Origin of the sequence: Xanthomonas sp. DAR 35659, assembly GCF_041242975.1 — a bacterium.
Lineage (GTDB): Bacteria > Pseudomonadota > Gammaproteobacteria > Xanthomonadales > Xanthomonadaceae > Xanthomonas_A > Xanthomonas_A medicagonis.
On the sequence record NZ_CP162488.1, the window covers coordinates 4895417 to 4911276 of the forward strand.

The 15860-nt window shown below is 69.9% G+C and carries 17 protein-coding genes; 4 read left to right on the forward strand and 13 right to left on the reverse strand.

Annotated elements, in window-relative coordinates; genetic code table 11:
* Positions 1–29: 29 nt before the first annotated feature.
* Complete coding sequence (locus tag AB3X07_RS20795) at positions 30–1040, forward strand: glycoside hydrolase family 5 protein (protein ID WP_369940856.1); 1011 nt, start codon at positions 30–32, stop codon at positions 1038–1040.
* Positions 1041–1308: 268 nt separating this feature from the next.
* Here AB3X07_RS20795 and AB3X07_RS20800 read toward each other — a convergent pair whose 3' ends face one another.
* From AB3X07_RS20800 to AB3X07_RS20860, 13 genes are all read right to left on the reverse strand, one after another.
* Positions 1309–2031 carry a haloacid dehalogenase-like hydrolase gene (locus AB3X07_RS20800; RefSeq protein WP_369940858.1) on the reverse strand — a complete coding sequence of 241 codons (723 nt, stop codon included), beginning with the start codon at positions 2029–2031 and terminating at the stop codon, positions 1309–1311.
* Positions 2028–2822, reverse strand: coding sequence for an indole-3-glycerol phosphate synthase TrpC (gene trpC / locus AB3X07_RS20805; RefSeq protein WP_369940860.1), 795 nt, complete (start codon positions 2820–2822; stop codon positions 2028–2030). Before trpC ends, AB3X07_RS20800 begins: the two co-directional genes overlap by 4 nt.
* A gap of 245 nt (positions 2823–3067) precedes the next feature.
* Positions 3068–4000, reverse strand: a complete 933-nt coding sequence (locus AB3X07_RS20810; RefSeq protein WP_369940862.1) for a hypothetical protein — start codon at positions 3998–4000, stop codon at positions 3068–3070.
* Between the two features lie 280 nt (positions 4001–4280).
* Positions 4281–5321, reverse strand: coding sequence for an anthranilate phosphoribosyltransferase (gene trpD / locus AB3X07_RS20815; protein WP_369940864.1), 1041 nt, complete (start codon positions 5319–5321; stop codon positions 4281–4283).
* Between the two features lie 19 nt (positions 5322–5340).
* The gene (locus AB3X07_RS20820) at positions 5341–5697 is read right to left on the reverse strand and encodes a hypothetical protein (RefSeq protein WP_369940866.1); all 357 of its coding nucleotides are present in this window, start codon (positions 5695–5697) and stop codon (positions 5341–5343) included.
* A 2-nt stretch (positions 5698–5699) separates the two neighbouring features.
* Positions 5700–6278: an anthranilate synthase component II gene (locus AB3X07_RS20825; RefSeq protein ID WP_369940869.1), complete on the reverse strand. Its 579-nt coding sequence runs from the start codon at positions 6276–6278 to the stop codon at positions 5700–5702.
* A gap of 10 nt (positions 6279–6288) precedes the next feature.
* A complete protein-coding gene (locus AB3X07_RS20830; RefSeq protein ID WP_369940870.1) occupies positions 6289–7068 on the reverse strand; it encodes an SIMPL domain-containing protein in 780 nt (259 codons plus the stop codon).
* 21 nt (positions 7069–7089) lie between these two features.
* The gene (locus AB3X07_RS20835; RefSeq protein ID WP_369940872.1) at positions 7090–8163 is read right to left on the reverse strand and encodes a threonine aldolase family protein; all 1074 of its coding nucleotides are present in this window, start codon (positions 8161–8163) and stop codon (positions 7090–7092) included.
* A complete protein-coding gene (gene trpE / locus AB3X07_RS20840) occupies positions 8160–9635 on the reverse strand; it encodes an anthranilate synthase component I (RefSeq protein WP_369940874.1) in 1476 nt (491 codons plus the stop codon). Before trpE ends, AB3X07_RS20835 begins: the two co-directional genes overlap by 4 nt.
* Before the next feature lie 670 nt (positions 9636–10305).
* Positions 10306–11244, reverse strand: coding sequence for a lipid kinase YegS (yegS, locus tag AB3X07_RS20845; protein ID WP_369940875.1), 939 nt, complete (start codon positions 11242–11244; stop codon positions 10306–10308).
* Positions 11245–11568: 324 nt separating this feature from the next.
* Positions 11569–12051 carry a GNAT family N-acetyltransferase gene (locus AB3X07_RS20850; protein WP_369940877.1) on the reverse strand — a complete coding sequence of 161 codons (483 nt, stop codon included), beginning with the start codon at positions 12049–12051 and terminating at the stop codon, positions 11569–11571.
* A 1-nt stretch (position 12052) separates the two neighbouring features.
* On the reverse strand, positions 12053–12721 hold the full coding sequence (rpe, locus tag AB3X07_RS20855; RefSeq protein ID WP_369940879.1) for a ribulose-phosphate 3-epimerase: 669 nt from the start codon (positions 12719–12721) through the stop codon (positions 12053–12055).
* A gap of 10 nt (positions 12722–12731) precedes the next feature.
* Positions 12732–13064 (reverse strand): J domain-containing protein, encoded by a 333-nt coding sequence (locus AB3X07_RS20860; protein ID WP_369940881.1) that lies wholly within the window; start codon positions 13062–13064, stop codon positions 12732–12734.
* Positions 13065–13207: 143 nt separating this feature from the next.
* Here AB3X07_RS20860 and AB3X07_RS20865 point away from each other — a divergent pair, with 143 nt between their 5' ends.
* From AB3X07_RS20865 to AB3X07_RS20875, 3 genes are all read left to right on the forward strand, one after another.
* On the forward strand, positions 13208–14134 hold the full coding sequence (locus AB3X07_RS20865; protein ID WP_369940883.1) for a phosphoribosylaminoimidazolesuccinocarboxamide synthase: 927 nt from the start codon (positions 13208–13210) through the stop codon (positions 14132–14134).
* 132 nt (positions 14135–14266) lie between these two features.
* Positions 14267–14950: a hypothetical protein gene (locus AB3X07_RS20870; protein ID WP_369940885.1), complete on the forward strand. Its 684-nt coding sequence runs from the start codon at positions 14267–14269 to the stop codon at positions 14948–14950.
* Positions 14951–15137: 187 nt separating this feature from the next.
* Positions 15138–15620 carry a hypothetical protein gene (locus tag AB3X07_RS20875; protein WP_369940887.1) on the forward strand — a complete coding sequence of 161 codons (483 nt, stop codon included), beginning with the start codon at positions 15138–15140 and terminating at the stop codon, positions 15618–15620.
* Positions 15621–15860: the final 240 nt, after the last annotated feature.

Consider the following 15860-nt stretch of genomic DNA (forward strand, 5'->3'; position numbering starts at 1 on the left):
TCGCCCCGCCCCTGCCCCGCGAGACCGCCATGCACCGTGCCATTCCGCTTTTCCTGGCCTTGTGCCTGGCGCTGCCTGCGCCGCGCGCGCAGGCCGACGACGCCTTCGCCCGGCTCGGGCGCGGGATCAACATCCTCGGCTACGACCCGCTGTGGAGCGACCCGGCCAAGGCGCGCTTCCGCCCACCGCTGTACCGCACGATCCAGGACGGCGGCTTCCGCACGGTGCGGGTCAACCTGCAGGCCTTCGCGCACATGGACGCGGACAACCGCCTCGACCCGACCTGGCTGCGGACGCTGGACACGGTGGTGGACCAGGCCACGGCGGCGGGCCTGAACGTGATCCTGGACGAGCACGACTTCCACCCCTGCGCCGCCGACGCGGCGCTGTGCCGGACCAGGCTGCTGGCGTTCTGGAGCCAGATCGCCCCGCGCTACCGCCATGCGCCGTCCTCGGTGCTGTTCGAGATCCTCAACGAGCCCGGCGGACAGCTGAGCAGCGACGCCTGGAACGCGCTGCTGCGCGATGCGCTGCAGATCATCCGCCGCGACAATCCCACGCGCACGGTGGTGGTCGGGCCGGCCAGCGGCAATTCCTTCACCGCGCTCGACAGCCTGCGCCTGCCCGACGATCCGCACCTGCTGGTCACCGTGCACTACTACAACCCGTTCCGCTTCACCCACCAGGGCGCGCCCTGGGTGCGCGCGGACATCCGCGATCACACCGGCGTGACCTGGGGCAGCGCCACCGACCGGGCCAAGCTGTATCGCGAATTCGACAGCATCACGGCCTGGGCCGCGGCGCATCGCCGGCAGGTGCTACTGGGCGAATTCGGCACTTACGAGCAGGCACCACCAGCAGATCGGCTGGCCTGGACCGTGGCCGTGGTCAACGCCGCGGAGAAGCGCCATTTCGCCTGGGCGTACTGGCAGTTCGAGGGCAGCTTCGGCAGTTACGACATCGACCGGGGCCAATGGAACGTGCCGCTGCATCACGCCCTGGTGTCCAGCGATAGCGCCTATGCCGAGCGTGGCCACTGAGCGCAGCGAACATGCAACGCCACGGCACGATCACGCGCTGCTGCGGACGTCCTGGAAGCCGGCACTGCCCGTGTGCGAGGGCAACGCCAGCCGTGCGTGCAGCCGACACGTCCGCGTCATCGCATTCCGGGCGGGGGCGTCGGGTCCGGCAGACGCGTGGCCGGTATCGGGTCGGGCGTGTCCGCGCAATCGCGCCTCCACGGACGCATCCTCACCGCGACGCCCTTGCTGACCGCGCGACGCGGCATGCTCGGGCGCGAGGAACCGGCTAAGCGCCGCCAGCGTCGCCGGCGCGGTCGCGGCAACCCCAGTTCAGGATCGGCGTGGCGGCCGGCAGTTCGCGGCGGAAGCGCGTCACCGCCGAGGCCTTGGGATTGACCACCACCGGCGCGGCGGCCGCGCGCAGCAGCGGCAGGTCGGCGGTGCTGTCGGAATAGGCGATGGCGATGTCGGCGTAGCCCAGCTCGCGCAACATGCGCATCTTTTCCTCGTTGTGGCAGTGGCGGGTGGCGGTGACCGCACCCAGCCGCGGGCCGATCAGGCTGCCGATCACCGGCACGTCCTGGTGCGCGACGAAGGCCAGGATGGCGCGCGCCAGCTCCGGCGGCGCGCCGGTGGCGACCACCACCCGGTCGCCGGCGGCGCGGTGCCGGGCGAACACGGCCAGCGCCTGCGGCAACAGCCGCTGGCGGATCCGCGCCTCGTGGCGCAGCACGTACTGGTCGATCACCCGGTTGAACTCGCGCGCGCGGTGCAGGCCGAAGCTGGCGATCCACACGTAGCCGGAGATGCCGGTGCGCCGGGTCGGCAGCATCGCCACCAACGGCCCCAGCAGCGGGGTGGCCAGCAACGCGGCGGCCAGGCGCAGCGGATTGCGCCGGATCAGCCAGGCGAACAGGTGGCTGCCGGAATCGCCGTCGTAGAGGGTGTGGTCGAAATCGAACACCACCAGCGGCGCATCGGCGCGCGGGGTCGGATACGTGGCGCTCATGCGTCGAAGAACAGTTGGCGCAGCGCCTCGCCGGGTTCCTCGGCGCGCATGAAGGTCTCGCCGACCAGGAAGGCGTGCACGCCCGCCGCGCGCATCGTCGCCACGTCGGCCGGGCCGAGGATGCCGCTCTCGGTGACCAGCAGGCGGTCGCGCGGCACCGCGTCCTTCATCGTCAGCGTGGTCTGCAGCGAGACCTCGAAGGTGCGCAGGTTGCGGTTGTTGATGCCGATCAGCGGCACCGGGACCTGGATCGCGCGCTCCAATTCGTCGATGTCGTGGACCTCGACCAGCACGTCCATGCCCAGTTCCAGCGCCAGCGCCGACAGCTCGGTCAACTGCAGGTCGTCCAGCGCGGCGACGATCAGCAGGATGCAGTCGGCACCGAGCACCCGCGCCTCGTACACCTGGTACGGATCGACGGTGAAGTCCTTGCGCAACACCGGCAGCGTGCAGGCCTCGCGCGCCTGCTGCAGGTAGCGGTCGTGGCCCTGGAAGAAGTCCTCGTCGGTCAGCACCGACAGGCAGGCGGCACCGCCGAACTCGTAGCTGACCGCGATGTCGGCGGGGTGGAAGTCGGGACGGATCACGCCCTTGGACGGGCTGGCCTTCTTGACCTCGGCGATCACCGCCGGCTCGCCGTTGGCGATGGCGGCCTGCAGCGCGCGGGCGAAGCCGCGCGGCGGCGGGGCCGTGGAGGCGCGGGCAGCCAGCTCGGCCAGCGGCACCCGCGCACTGCGCGCGGCGATCTCTTCGGCCTTGCGGGCAAGAATGGTGCGGAGGATGTCGCTCATGCGCTCAGGATTCCGGGGGACGGGCCATTATCGGCCAAGTGGGGCTGAATCGGCGGGGAGCGGGGAGCGGGGATTGGGGATTGGGCGACAGCGTCGGCGCTGGGCTGCGAGTGACGCAATGCGTGTCGCACCATGGGCCCCGGCGCGGCGGTCGGCGCGTGGCGAACGGGTCGTCGGCGTTCGCCACGCAGCGGGGCTTCGGTCGAATGCAGCGCCCAGCTACCAGGCGCGACAGGACGGCGACGTCAGCCCCTGGCCCTGCGCGCCTCGAACTGCGCCCGATTCGACAGTTCGAAATACAGCACCTCGGACCAGTTGCCGAGTCCCAGCGGGCGCTCGGTGCCGCCGCGGACGTCGTCGCACTTGTCGTCGAAGCGCAGCCCGTGAAACGCATCGAGCGGCGGCGCCCCTTCTTCGACCGCCAGACGACGCAGCCACTGCGCGGCCTCATGGAGGTCCGTCGGCAAGGCCTCGAACGCGGCGCCCACCGCGCGGCAGCGCTCGATCTCCTCCTCGACGCAGCGACGCAGCCCCGCTTCGTCGCCCGCCGACATCATGTCCAGCTCGACGGTTTCCAGCAACAGGAAGGCATCGCGGTGCGCTTCCAGAAACGCGACCGCCTCGTCCAGCCAGTCCGGCAAGTGTTCCACCGTTTCGTGCGTCGTGGCGGGCGCGACGGGTGCGGCAGGAACGGCCGGGGCGGCGGGCGCGGCGGGCGCTGCCGAAAACAGGCGCTTGAGGCGTCCGAACAGGGAGTCGGACGGCGCCGCGGACGGCACAGCCGGAGGCGTGACCGGAGGCGTGGCGATCATGACCTTGACGATCTCGGCCAAGCGCCTGACCCGTGCCAGGCCCGGCGCGAACGGACTGCTGATCGCATGCAGGCGCACGCGCTGATCGGCAGCGCCGGCATCCGCTTGCGTGGCGTTCTCCACGCCCTGGGTCGCGTCTTCGCCCTCTTCCTCTTCCTCTTCCTCCTCTTCCTCTTCCTCGTCGTCCTCGTCATCCAGACCCTCCGCCACCAGCGACGCGCACAGCTGCGGGTCGGCCGACAGCAGCAGGCGGTACACGAACGGCACGTCGTATGCCCATTCGGAGAGGCTGGAAATCGTCTCGGGCCGGTCGGCGTACGCGGCGGGCCGGTTGCTGAGGCTGTAGAGATAGGATCGGTTGGCCATGGCATTCCTTGTCGTCGTGCGCCGCCGATGCGGCGCCGGGGAAGCTTACGTGGCAGTTGCCGCGCCGGCCATCCTCGCCGACGTTGCACGGCACCGCATTCGCGTGGCCCGGCGCGTGCGCGCGGCGGCGCTACGCGAATGCGGCGTGCATGAGCGCTGGCACCCAGCAGGCAGTAAACACGCTTACCCGCCGCGGTCGGCGCCTAGGGCGTGTCATCACTCCCCGAGCACGCGGGGAGTGGTGACACGCCCTGGGCCTGCAACGCGGGGCCACCTGCCTTCAGGCGGGCAGCTCGGCCAGGCGCTGCGTGCAGGCCACGTACGCGTCCAGCTTGGCGCGCGCGCGGCCGTCGGCGATCGCCGCGCGCGCCAGCGCGATGCCTGCGCCGATGTCCTCCGCCACGCCGGCCACGTACAGCGCCGCGCCGGCGTTGAACGCGACGATGTCCAGCGCCGGGCCGGGCACGTTGTCGAGCACGCCGCGCAGCATCGCCATCGACTCGGCGGCATCGGCCACCTTGAGGTTGCGGCTGGCCGACATGGCGATGCCGAAATCCTCCGGATGCACCTCGTACTCGCGCACCTGGCCATCGCGCAGTTCGCCGACCAGGGTGCCGGCGCCGAGCGAGAGTTCGTCCATGCCATCGCGGCCCCACACCACCAGCGCACGCTCGGCGCCCAGCTCGTGCAGCACGCGCGCCTGGATGCCGACCAGGTCCGGATGGAACACGCCCATCAGGATGTTCGGCGCGCCGGCCGGATTGGTCAGCGGACCGAGGATGTTGAAGATGGTACGCACGCCCATCTCGCGCCGCACCGGCGCCACCACCTTCATCGCCGGGTGGTGTACCGGCGCGTACATGAAGCCGATGCCGGTGGCCTCCAGCGCCTTGGCCACCTGTTCGGGCTGCAGTTCGATCACCGCGCCCAGCGCTTCCAGCGCATCGGCGCTGCCGGACTTGGAGGAGACGCTGCGGTTGCCGTGCTTGGCGACCTTGGCGCCGGCCGCGGCGGCCACGAACATCGCGCAGGTGGAGATGTTGAAGGTGTGCGAACCGTCGCCGCCGGTGCCGACGATATCGACCATGTGGGCGCGGTCGGCGACCTGTACGGTCCGCGAGAACTCGCGCATCACCGCCGCCGCGCCGGCGATCTCGCCGATCGTCTCCTTCTTCACCCGCAGACCGGTGAGGATTGCCGCGGTCATCATCGGCGACACTTCGCCGCGCATGATCTGCCGCATCAGCCCGACCATCTCGTCGTGGAAGATCTCGCGGTGCTCGATGGTGCGTTGCAGGGCCTGTTGCGGAGTCAACGTCATTGCGGTTCCCGGAAAAGGATCAGAGGCTGGCGTGCTCGAGGATTTCCTGGCCCATCAGCACGCAGTCGCCGTCGGCCATCGGGTAGTACAGCAGGCGCATGCGGTACTCGCCCTTGTAGATGGAGCCCCATACCTGCAGCACTTCGAAGCGCTGCTTCGGATTGGCCGGGTTGACGATGGACGGCAGCCGTTCGACCGTGTCGTCGACCTTGGCGCGCTCGTCGTTGCCGGAATGGAAGGCGAGCAGCTTGCCGGCCTGCTTCACCGCCTCGGCCGCGCAGCGCGGCGCGGCCGGCTTGGCGGCCGGCGCGGCGAGGCATGGAGCGCTCAGCAGCAGCGCGATCGCGGCGGGCAGGAATCGGGAATGCAGGCGCATGCTCATCGCTCCAGGAAGTTCTTGAGCAGGGCGTGGCCGTGCTCGGTGAGAATGGATTCGGGATGGAACTGCACGCCCTCGACCGGGAACTGGCGGTGGCGCAGGCCCATGATCTCTTCCAGCGTGCCGTCTTCGTTTTCGGTCCAGGCGGTCACTTCCAGGCAGTCCGGCAGCATGGTCTTCTCCACCACCAGCGAGTGGTAGCGGGTGGCCTCGTAGCGGTCCGGAAGACCGGCGAACACGCCGCGGCCTTCGTGGCGGATGCGCGAGGTCTTGCCGTGCATGATGGTGCCGGCGCGCACCACCTGCCCACCGTAGGCCTGGCCGATGCTCTGGTGGCCCAGGCACACCCCCAGGATCGGCGTGCGCGGGCCGAGCCGCTCGATCAGCTGTAGCGACACGCCGGCCTCGTTCGGCGTGCACGGCCCCGGCGAGATGACGATGCGCTCAGGCGCGAGGCGCTCGATCTCCTCGACGCTGAGCGCGTCGTTGCGCACCACCTTGACCTCGGCGCCGAGCGCCTGCAGGTACTGCACGAGGTTGTAGGTGAAGCTGTCGTAGTTGTCGAGCATCAGCAGCATGGCGAAGGACTCATTGCGCGATCAGGAAGACCGCATAGACGTTTTCGGAAAGGGTGAGGCTGCCGGCTTCGAGGGATTCGGCCAATGGCGCCGCGGCCGCACGATTGCCCGTCACCTGGATGGCGTCCAGGCTATATCCGTAGCTTTCACCGGCCTGACTTCGCCCTCCTTGCCAGGTTCCTGCCTGAATTCCGTAGGCGAAGTTGGGAGCGACCGTGGAAATCGTGTAGAGCCCGCCCAGCGACACCCCGTAAGCGCGTGCCAATTCTTGCGCCGAGGCACGCGTCTGCTGGACGGCCTGGCGCTTGAGTTCGGCGCGCACCTCCGCTTCCTTGCTGTAGGCGGGAGCGATGGCGGAGACCTGCAGGGACTGGCTGGTCTTCAACTCCGCCAAGAACTGGCGGACATCGTCGAGCGTGGAAAAGTCCGCGGACAAGGTACGTTGCACCTTCGTTCCCTTGAACACCTGGCGCTCGTTCTCGTAGCGCCGTTCGGGCGCGATCGACAAGGTGGACGCCTGTACGCTGTTGCTCAGGGCATGATGTTGCTTGAAGGCGGACAGGACGCTGGTCGCATCCTCCTGCACCCGCTTGCGTGCCGCTTCCGGCGCGACATCGACGGCTTCCAGCGTCAACTTGACGTTGAACCGATCAGGAATCACCTCGCGCTGCGCCTCGCCCTTCACCAACAGATGCGGCTGCGACGGCAGGCTGTTGACCTGCGCGCTGGCGAACGCAGGCAATGCCAGCAACGCGGCAATGACCCAGGAACCGATCGTGTTCGTCTTCATCCTTCCTCTCCTTGGCGAATGTCAGCCGGCGGCGCGTCGCGCGCCGGTTCGGGTCAACGCAGCGAAATCCTCGATCAGCGTCTCGACCGCCGTGGCCTGTGTGGCCCACGAGGTCACGAACCGGATCACCCAGCGGCCGTCGCCCAGCACCTGCCAGCGCTCGAAGTCGTAGCGCCGTGCCAGCGTCTCGACGTCGGCGGCCGGCAATGCGACGAACAACTGGTTGGTCGGCGAGTCCGAGGCGAACTGCGCACCGGCCGCGGCCAGGCCCGCGCGCAGCCGCGCGGCCATGCGGTTGGCGTGCGCGGCCAGTTCGTAGAACAGGCCGTCCTCGAACAGCGCGGCGAACTGCGTGCCCAGCACCATGCCCTTGGCCAGCAACGCGCCGCGCTGCTTGAGCAGGTAGCGGAAATCCGCTTTCAAGACGGGGTTGACGACCACCAGCGCCTCGCCGAGCAATGCGCCATTCTTGGTGCCGCCGATGTAGAACGCATCGGTCGACGCGGCGACGTCGGCCAGCGTCAGGTCGTTGCCTTCGGCGGTGAGCGCGCTGCCGATGCGCGCGCCGTCCAGGAACAGCAGCAGGCCGTGCGTATCGCAGAATCCACGCAGGGCCAGCAGCTCATGCTTGCGATACAGCGTGCCGACCTCGGTGGTATTGGAGACGTAGACCAGTCGCGGCTGCACCATGTGCTCGTTGCCGTGCTCGACCAATAGCGGCGCGATCCGCTCCGGCGTGAGCCGGCCGTCGGCCGCGTCCACGGTAAGCACCTTGTGCCCGGTGGCCTCGATCGCGCCGGTCTCGTGGGTGGCGATGTGCCCGCAGGCCGCGGCGATCACCGCCTGGTGCGGGCGCAGGAACGCGGCGATGGCGGTGAGGTTGGTCTGGGTGCCGCCGACCAGCAGGTGCACGTCGGCCTGCTCGCAGGCGCATTCGCGGCGGATCAGGTCGGCGGCGCGCGCGCTATGCCGGTCCAGGCCGTAGCCGCCGTTCTGCTCGGCGCTGGCCGCGGCCAATGCGGCGAGCAGGCGCGGATGCGCGCCTTCGCTGTAGTCGTTGCGGAAGCCGATCCGCGGCGCGGCGGACACGCTCACAGCCCCTTCGCCGCCTCGGCCACCGCGCGGAACAGCGCGCGGCCCTTGTTCATGGTCTCGTCCCATTCGGCCTGCGGATCGGAGTCGTAGACGATGCCGGCGCCGGCCTGCACATGCAGGCGGCCATGCTTGATCACCGCGGTACGGATCGCGATCGCGGTATCAGCGTCGCCGTGCCAGCCGAGGTAGCCGATGCTGCCGGCATAGACGTTGCGCTTGATCGGTTCCAGTTCGCGGATGACTTCCAGCGCGCGGATCTTCGGCGCGCCGCTGACGGTGCCGGCGGGGAAGGTGGCGCGCAGCACGTCGGCGTAGCTGAGCCCGGGCAGCAGGGTGCCGGTGACTTCGCTGACGATGTGCATGACGTGGCTGTAGCGTTCGATCACGAAGCGTTCGCCGACCGCGACGCTGCCGGCCTGCGACACGCGGCCGGCGTCGTTGCGGCCCAGGTCGATCAGCATCAGGTGCTCGGCGCGCTCCTTCGGATCGGCCAGCAGTTCCGCTTCCAGCGCCTGGTCCTCTTCCACGGTCTTGCCGCGCGGACGGGTGCCGGCGATGGGGCGCACCGTGACCTGCCCGCCTTCCAGCCGCACCAGGATCTCCGGCGAGGACCCGACCACCTGGGTGTCGCCGACGTCGAGGAAATACATGTACGGCGAGGGATTCAGCGCGCGCAGCGCGCGATACACGTCGACTGGGCGCGCGTTGAACGGCACGCTCAGGCGCTGGCTCAGCACCACCTGGAAGATGTCGCCGGCGCGGATGTAGTCCTTGGACGTCTCGACCGCGGCGATGAAGCCCTCGCGGGTGAAGCCGGAGACGAAGTCGCCTTCGTCGAGCACGTCGCGCGCCAGCGGCGCCGGATAGCCGGCGCCGGGCTGGCGCAGGGTGGCGGTCAGCGTGTCCAGCCGCGCCTGCGCCCGTTCCCAGGCATCGGCCTCGCGCGGGTCGGCGTGCACGATCAGGTACAGGCGGCCCTTGAGGTTGTCGAACACGGCGACCTCTTCGGACAGCATCAGCAGGATGTCGGGCGTGTCCAGTTCGTCGCGCTTGTCGCCGCCGGCCAGGCGCGGCTCGATGTAGCCGATGCACTCGAAGCCGAACCAGCCGACTAGGCCGCCGGTGAAGCCGGGCACGCCGTCGAGCTTGGGCACCGAATGCGCCAAACGCAGCGCCTCGACCTCGGCGAATGGGTCGGCGACCTCGCGACGCTCGATCAGCTCGCCGTGGTCGCGCACCTCCAGCGTGTGTCCGCGGAAGGTGTACACGCGGCGCACCGGCAGACCGATGATCGAGTAGCGGCCGAACCGCTCGCCGCCTTCCACCGATTCGAACAGGTAGGTATGCGGCGCGGCGGCGAGTTTCAGGTAGACCGACAGCGGCGTGTCCAGGTCGGACAGCACTTCGCGGACGACGGGGATGCGGGTGTGACCTTCAGCGGCGTAGCGCTGGAACTGCTCGCGGGTGATCAAGACGGCTTTCCTTCCGGGACTCGGTGGCGGGGCGGACGACGGCTGCAGGCCACCATCGCCACGCACGGCGAGCGGAAGGGAAGGAACGCGGGGTCGTCAGGCTGGACACGGCGGCTACTTTACCGCAACTGCGACGACTGGCAACGGTTGCAGACGGGACCATCAGCGCTGCGCGGCAGGGGCGGTCGCGCAGATTGGAAAGCGGCAGGATTGGCTGGGGCGGATGCAGTCGGGACTGAAGTCCCTCCCACAGTGCGCCCAGCCAGCAGGCCTCGCGCCCCTTGTGGGGGCCACTTCAGGGCGCCACTTCAGGGCGCCTCCAGTAACTTCAGTCCGGAAGCTCCACGTTGCGTGCGTCGATGGCATATCGTTTTCCTGTCGCGGCTGAAGCCGCTCCTACAACGGCGCGCGGTGCCCGTGTAGGAGCGGCTTCAGCCGCGACAGGAAGACGAAGTGGCCGCGATGCCAAGGCATCCATGGGAAACGCGTCCGCAACGCCACCAAGTCCCATCGCCAATGCGCCTTTGCCACGCCAGGACATCCCGAACGCCTCGATGCCGAGTGGGCGCATCGGCGGCTCGAAATGCATCGACATGCTTTTGGGGATTAGTAGAGGCGCCCTTCAGTCCAGACGCGCCCCGCCCTGCGGCAATCGACCAGCAGGGCGCCGCTATCCCGCCCGGCCGCGCAGCAAGGCCGAACCGGTCGGCAGGTGCATGCGCAGGCGCCCCGGCACGCAATCGATGCGGAAGTGCCGCGAGGTCTCCGGTTCGCCGTCCAGGTTCAAGGTCAGCGGCATGGCCGCGTCGATGCGCACCCAGGGCAGTTGCGCGCGCACCGCGACCCGTTCCAGCGCGGCCTGCTTGCCGGAGGTGACCAGCGTGCCCAGGGTCGCGGCGACTTCGCCGCTCATCTCCGGGACGATGGTCAGGTCGAGCAGGCCGTCGTCGAGCAGTGCGTCCGGACACAGCGCCTGGCCGCCGCCGGCCTGGCGCCCGTTGCCCAGACCGAGCGCGATGAATTCGCCTTCCCAGGCGAACTCCGGCCCCTCGAAGCGTGCCTGGATCGGATCGATCTGGCCGAGCTTGCCCATCCCGGTGATCAGATAGGCCAGGCCGCCGAGCATCTTCTTCAGGCCCTCGTCGGTTTCCACGGTGACCTGGGTGCCGAAGCCGCCGCTGGCGACGTTGGCGCACCAGTGCGGCCCGTGCTCGGCCTCGATGCGCAGCAGGTCGATGGCCACGGCCGGCGCCTGCGCGACCAGCTCCAACGCCTCCAGCGGGGTGGCGGGGATGCCGGCGGCGGTGGCGAAATCGTTGGCCGTGCCCAACGGCACCAGGCCCAGCGCCGGCAGCGCCACGGCATCGGCGTCGTGGTGCGCGAGCGCGCTGGCCACTTCGCTCAAGGTGCCGTCGCCGCCGGCGGCGACGATGCAGTCGGCGCCGTCGGCCACCGCTTCGGCCACGTAGCGCTCCGCGTCGCCCTCCTCCCAGGTCACCCGCACGTGCAGCTGGATGCCGCGCTCGCGCAGCGCGGACACGGCCTCGCGCAGCGGCTCGTCGCCCGCCGACTTGCCATTGAGGATCAGACGCCAGTGCGGTGCTGCCATGCGGACCTTCCCGAGATCAGGCCTGCAGCCTAGCCGGCGGCGGATGCGGACATCGTGAATGCGCGGCGCGCCGGCGCGCGGACCATGGGCACTGCGCTCGGCACGCGCTGCGGCGGGTCATCGGCACCGGCTGGCCTGCCGTGGTCGGCTACCGGCGCAGGCACGGCCAGCAGCGCGATGGCAACCGCACTGTCATACCCGCGTCACCGATCGCCCGGAACATGGAAGGCCATAGCAAGGACGACGGATGGAGGCAGGATCAGCCTCCGATTTCTCCCAGGGGCCGCACTGGCGACAGTGCGGCTTCTTCTTGTTGCGCGCCGCTCAGCCGGCCGCGAACCGGGCCAGCGCCTCGCCCTGCAGCCGGTACACGGTCCACTCGTCCTGCGCCCGCGCCCCGACCGCTTCATAGAAGTCGATCGCCGGCTGGTTCCAGTCCAGTACCGACCATTCGAAGCGCCCGCAGCCTTCGGCCACGGCCTGCCGCGCCAGATGCTGCAGCAGCGCCTTGCCGGCGCCGACGCCGCGGTGCGCCGGATCCACGTACAGGTCTTCCAGGTACAGGCCGTTGCGGCCGAGCCAGGTGGAATAGTTGTAGAAGTACACCGCGTAGCCGACCGGCTGGCCGCCGGCTTCGCAGATCAGCGCGCGGGCGCTGGCGCCCGGGCCGAACAGGCTGGCGCGCAGGCCGGCCTCGTCGGTCTGCACCGCGTCCTCGGCGCGCTCGTAGCGGGCCAGGTCGCGGATCAGGCGCAGGATCAGCGCGGCGTCGTCGGCCGTGGCCGGGCGGATGTGCAGCGCCGCCATCTCAGCGCGCCGCCACCGCGGCGCGCATCTGCGCGATCACCGCGGCATAGTCCGGCGCATTGAAGATGGCCGAGCCGGCGACGAAGGTGTCGGCGCCGGCGGCGGCGATCGCGGCGATGTTGTCCGGCTTGACCCCGCCGTCGATCTCCAGCCGGATCGGCTTGCCGCTGGCGTCGATGCGGGCGCGGATCGCGCGCAGCTTGTCCAGCGCCGAGGGGATGAAGGCCTGGCCGCCGAAGCCCGGGTTGACCGACATCACCAGCACTAGGTCCAGCTCGTCCAGCACCCAGTCGAGGATGTCCACCGGCGTCGCCGGGTTGAGCACCAGCCCGGCCTTGCAGCCGTGCGACTTGATCAGTTGGATGCTGCGGTGCACGTGGCGGCTGGCCTCGGGGTGGAAGCTGATGAGGCTGGCGCCGGCCTCGGCGAAATCCGGGATCAGCCGGTCCACCGGCTCGACCATCAGGTGCACGTCGATCGGCGCGGTGACGCCGTGCTTGCGCAGCGCCTGGCACACCATCGGGCCGATGGTCAGGTTCGGCACGTAGTGGTTGTCCATCACGTCGAAATGGATCCAGTCGGCGCCGGCCTTGAGGACGTTGTCCACTTCCTCGCCGAGGCGGGCGAAATCGGCGGAGAGGATGGACGGGGAGATGATGCAGTCGGACATGGCGAAGGTCTCAGCGCTTGCGCAGGGTGCGGATACGGTCGTAGGCGGTGTTGAGCTGGCTGGCCTTCTTCTCGGCCCGCGCACGCAGCTCCGGACTGGCGCCGGCGACCTTGTCGGGGTGGTACTGAGAGATCAGCCGACGGTAGGCCAGTTCGATCTCGGCATCGGTGGCGTCGCGGCCCACGCCCAGTTCGCGGTAGGGATCGTCGCGCTGCCCGAGCTTGAACCAGTCGGCGTCGAAGGCATGCCCGATCAGCATTCCGAGCACCGCGCCGAACACCGGATTGGGCCGCAGCAGCAGCGCCCCGGCGATGGCGCCGAGCAGTTTTCCGTACCAGGGCATGGGCGAGGGCGGGCTCGGCGGACAAGGCCTCGTATTTTACGGCACAGCGGGGCTTTCCGGCCGTACACTACGCGGCCCGCTGTCGCGCCGCGGGCCCGCCGGGTCCCGGGACAGCCGCCATTGCGAAGTCCGTAGGAGTGCCTGTGTCCACCACGCTGTTGCAATCCGATCTGCCCGGCCTGCCGTTGCGCCATCGCGGCAAGGTCCGCGACGTCTTCGATCTGCCCCGCGAGCGCCTGCCCGCCGACGCGCCGCCCGGCGACTACCTGCTGATGGTCGCCACCGACCGCCTGTCCGCCTTCGACGTGGTGCTGCCCGACCCGATCCCCGGCAAGGGCGAGATGCTGTGCCAGGTCTCCAACTTCTGGTTCAAGAAGACCGAACACCTGATGCCCAACCACCTCACCGGCATCGACGTGGCCGCGGTGCTGCCCGAGGGCGTGGACACCGCCCTGTACGCCAAGCGCGCGGTGGTGACCCGCAAGCTCAAGCCGGTGCCGGTGGAGGCGATCGCCCGCGGCTACCTGATCGGCAGCGGCTGGAAGGACTACCAGCGCACCGGCAAGGTCAGCGGCATCGAACTGCCCGACGGCCTGCGCCAGGCCGAGAAGCTGGCCGAGCCGATCTTCACCCCCTCGACCAAGGCCGCGGTCGGCGACCACGACGAGAACATCGACTTCGACGCGATGGTCAAGAGCGTGGGCGCCGAACTGGCCGAGCGCGTGCGCGACGCCACGCTGCGCATCTACCGCTTCGCCGCCGACTTCGCCGCCGAACGCGGCATCCTGCTGGCCGACACCAAGTTCGAGTTCGGCACCGACGCCGACGGCCGCCTGTACATCATGGACGAGATGCTGACCCCGGATTCCTCGCGCTACTGGCCCGCCGACGAGTACGAAGTGGGCACCAGCCCGCCGAGCTACGACAAGCAGTTCGTGCGCGACTACCTGGAGACGCTGGACTGGGGCAAGACCGCGCCCGGCCCGCGCCTGCCGCAGGAGGTGATCGACCGCACCCGCGCCAAGTACGCCGAGGCGCTGCAGCGGCTGGCGGGCATTTCGATCGACTGACGACGCGACGGGCGGGCAAGGACGGCAGGGCCTGGCTGCGCGCGGGCCACCTGCCCCGCGCCCACCGGCACGCGTCACTTCACCGCCTGCGCGCTCACCGTGCAGGCCAGGCTCCATCAAGCAGAGACCGCCATGACACCGTCCACCGCGCTCCGTTCTTCTCTGCCGCGCACCCTGGCGCTGGCCGCTACGCTGCTGCTCCTGGCGGCCTGCAACGCGGGCGAGCCGCCCGCCACCACGGCGCCCGCAGCGGCCCCGGCCACGCCTGCGGCGCAACCGGCCAAGCCCGCGCCCGCCGGCACGACGCCCGCAGCGGCGACGGCCGACGCGATGCAGGCACTGATCCAGGCCAGCGGCACGCAATGCCCCGATGCCACCGGCAGCCGCGGCTGCGAGGCCGGCAACCTGGAGGCTGGCGACTTCTACGACGTGGATCTGTCGCCGCAGTGCGACGCCTACAGCTTCGCCGGTGTGGTGCGGGACGAGGGCGTGGACGCGCTCGACCGGGTGCCGACCACCGGCAGCGCGTCGCAAGCGCGCGCGCATTTCGCACCGAATCAGTTCGTGTGCGTGCAGGCCATCGCCCGTGCCGGGCAGAACCCGATGTACTACTACGTCGTCGCCGTCCCCACCGCCAGCGTCGAACAGTGCAAGGGCAAGGACATATGCAGCACCTACGGCGATCGGCCGATTCAGCGCCGCGTGCCCGGACAGGGCGGCGCGTGCCGCCTCGCCGCGCCTGGCATCTATGTCGGCGACTGCGCGCAGGGCTGGGTGAGTGCCGAGGCGCTGGAGGTGTTCTCCAACGGCATCTAGCAGGTTGCGGGAGCGAGGCCGCGGCGGTCCTGCCATCGCCGCGCATGTCCACCGCGGGAACGCGCCTGACCAGGAACACGTGCCGGCGTCGCGCCACCATCGCCGGCTTCACCGCTCGTTTACCCTGCCATCCTAGAATCGGCCGCCCCGCATGGGGTGATGGCATCAAACAGATCAGGAGGATCCGTTGGCTCTCGTCCGCACGCTTTCGACCGCACTGGCGCTCGCGCTGGCCCTTGCCGCCTGCAAGCCGCACCAGGGCGAGCCCGCCGCCGGGGCCACGCCGCCTGCGGCGACCGCCGCCGCTCCCGCGCAGGCCGCGCCGCGCTGCCCCGACACCGATTTCGACGGGTTCCTCAAGCGCTTCGGCGCCGAGATCGCGGTGCAGGAAAAGGCCACCGCCGATCCGCTGACCATGATCCATGTGGATGCGGACGCCGAGCCCGAACCGAAGCCGGTGCGTCGCGAGGTGCCGCTGGCCGAGGTCACCTGGCCGGTCATCCCGAATCTGGAGATCGCCCGCGCCAACGGTCGCGAGGTGGTGGTGTCGGAGACCGCCGAAGGCCGCGAGGTGCTGGTCCGAACCCCGGACACCGGCGACCAGCAGGTCTACCTCTTCGCCCAGCGCCCGTGCTGGACGCTGGTGAAAGTGGACGATCAAGCGCTGTAACGCCGCCGTTCGACGCGTCCAGGCGGCACGCTAGGCGACGCATGACGTGCGCGTCGCCGCGGCGTGTTCGGGAACCGAAGCCCATCGCGCGCCATCCCGTCTCACCCGCGCGCCGCCGCCGAGACGCTCCATCGCTCCTTGCCAAGGACACCTCTGTGCAGCCTTCCAGACTGATCGCCCCCGCCCTGGTCCTCGCCCTCGCCGCATGCAGCGGTCCGCACGCCGAGCGCAATGCCGCAG

Coding starts and splice junctions, on each gene's coding strand:
- yegS (WP_369940875.1), bottom strand. CDS start 11,244: ATGGCAGCACCGCACTGGCGTCTGATCCTCAATGGCAAGTCGGCGGGC.
- AB3X07_RS20870 (WP_369940885.1), top strand. CDS start 14,267: ATGACACCGTCCACCGCGCTCCGTTCTTCTCTGCCGCGCACCCTGGCG.
- AB3X07_RS20850 (WP_369940877.1), bottom strand. CDS start 12,051: ATGGCGGCGCTGCACATCCGCCCGGCCACGGCCGACGACGCCGCGCTG.
- AB3X07_RS20800 (WP_369940858.1), bottom strand. CDS start 2,031: ATGAGCGCCACGTATCCGACCCCGCGCGCCGATGCGCCGCTGGTGGTG.
- AB3X07_RS20820 (WP_369940866.1), bottom strand. CDS start 5,697: ATGCGCCTGCATTCCCGATTCCTGCCCGCCGCGATCGCGCTGCTGCTG.
- AB3X07_RS20795 (WP_369940856.1), top strand. CDS start 30: ATGCACCGTGCCATTCCGCTTTTCCTGGCCTTGTGCCTGGCGCTGCCT.
- trpD (WP_369940864.1), bottom strand. CDS start 5,321: ATGACGTTGACTCCGCAACAGGCCCTGCAACGCACCATCGAGCACCGC.
- AB3X07_RS20860 (WP_369940881.1), bottom strand. CDS start 13,064: ATGCCCTGGTACGGAAAACTGCTCGGCGCCATCGCCGGGGCGCTGCTG.
- rpe (WP_369940879.1), bottom strand. CDS start 12,721: ATGTCCGACTGCATCATCTCCCCGTCCATCCTCTCCGCCGATTTCGCC.
- AB3X07_RS20825 (WP_369940869.1), bottom strand. CDS start 6,278: ATGCTGCTGATGCTCGACAACTACGACAGCTTCACCTACAACCTCGTG.
- AB3X07_RS20830 (WP_369940870.1), bottom strand. CDS start 7,068: ATGAAGACGAACACGATCGGTTCCTGGGTCATTGCCGCGTTGCTGGCA.
- AB3X07_RS20810 (WP_369940862.1), bottom strand. CDS start 4,000: ATGGCCAACCGATCCTATCTCTACAGCCTCAGCAACCGGCCCGCCGCG.
- trpC (WP_369940860.1), bottom strand. CDS start 2,822: ATGAGCGACATCCTCCGCACCATTCTTGCCCGCAAGGCCGAAGAGATC.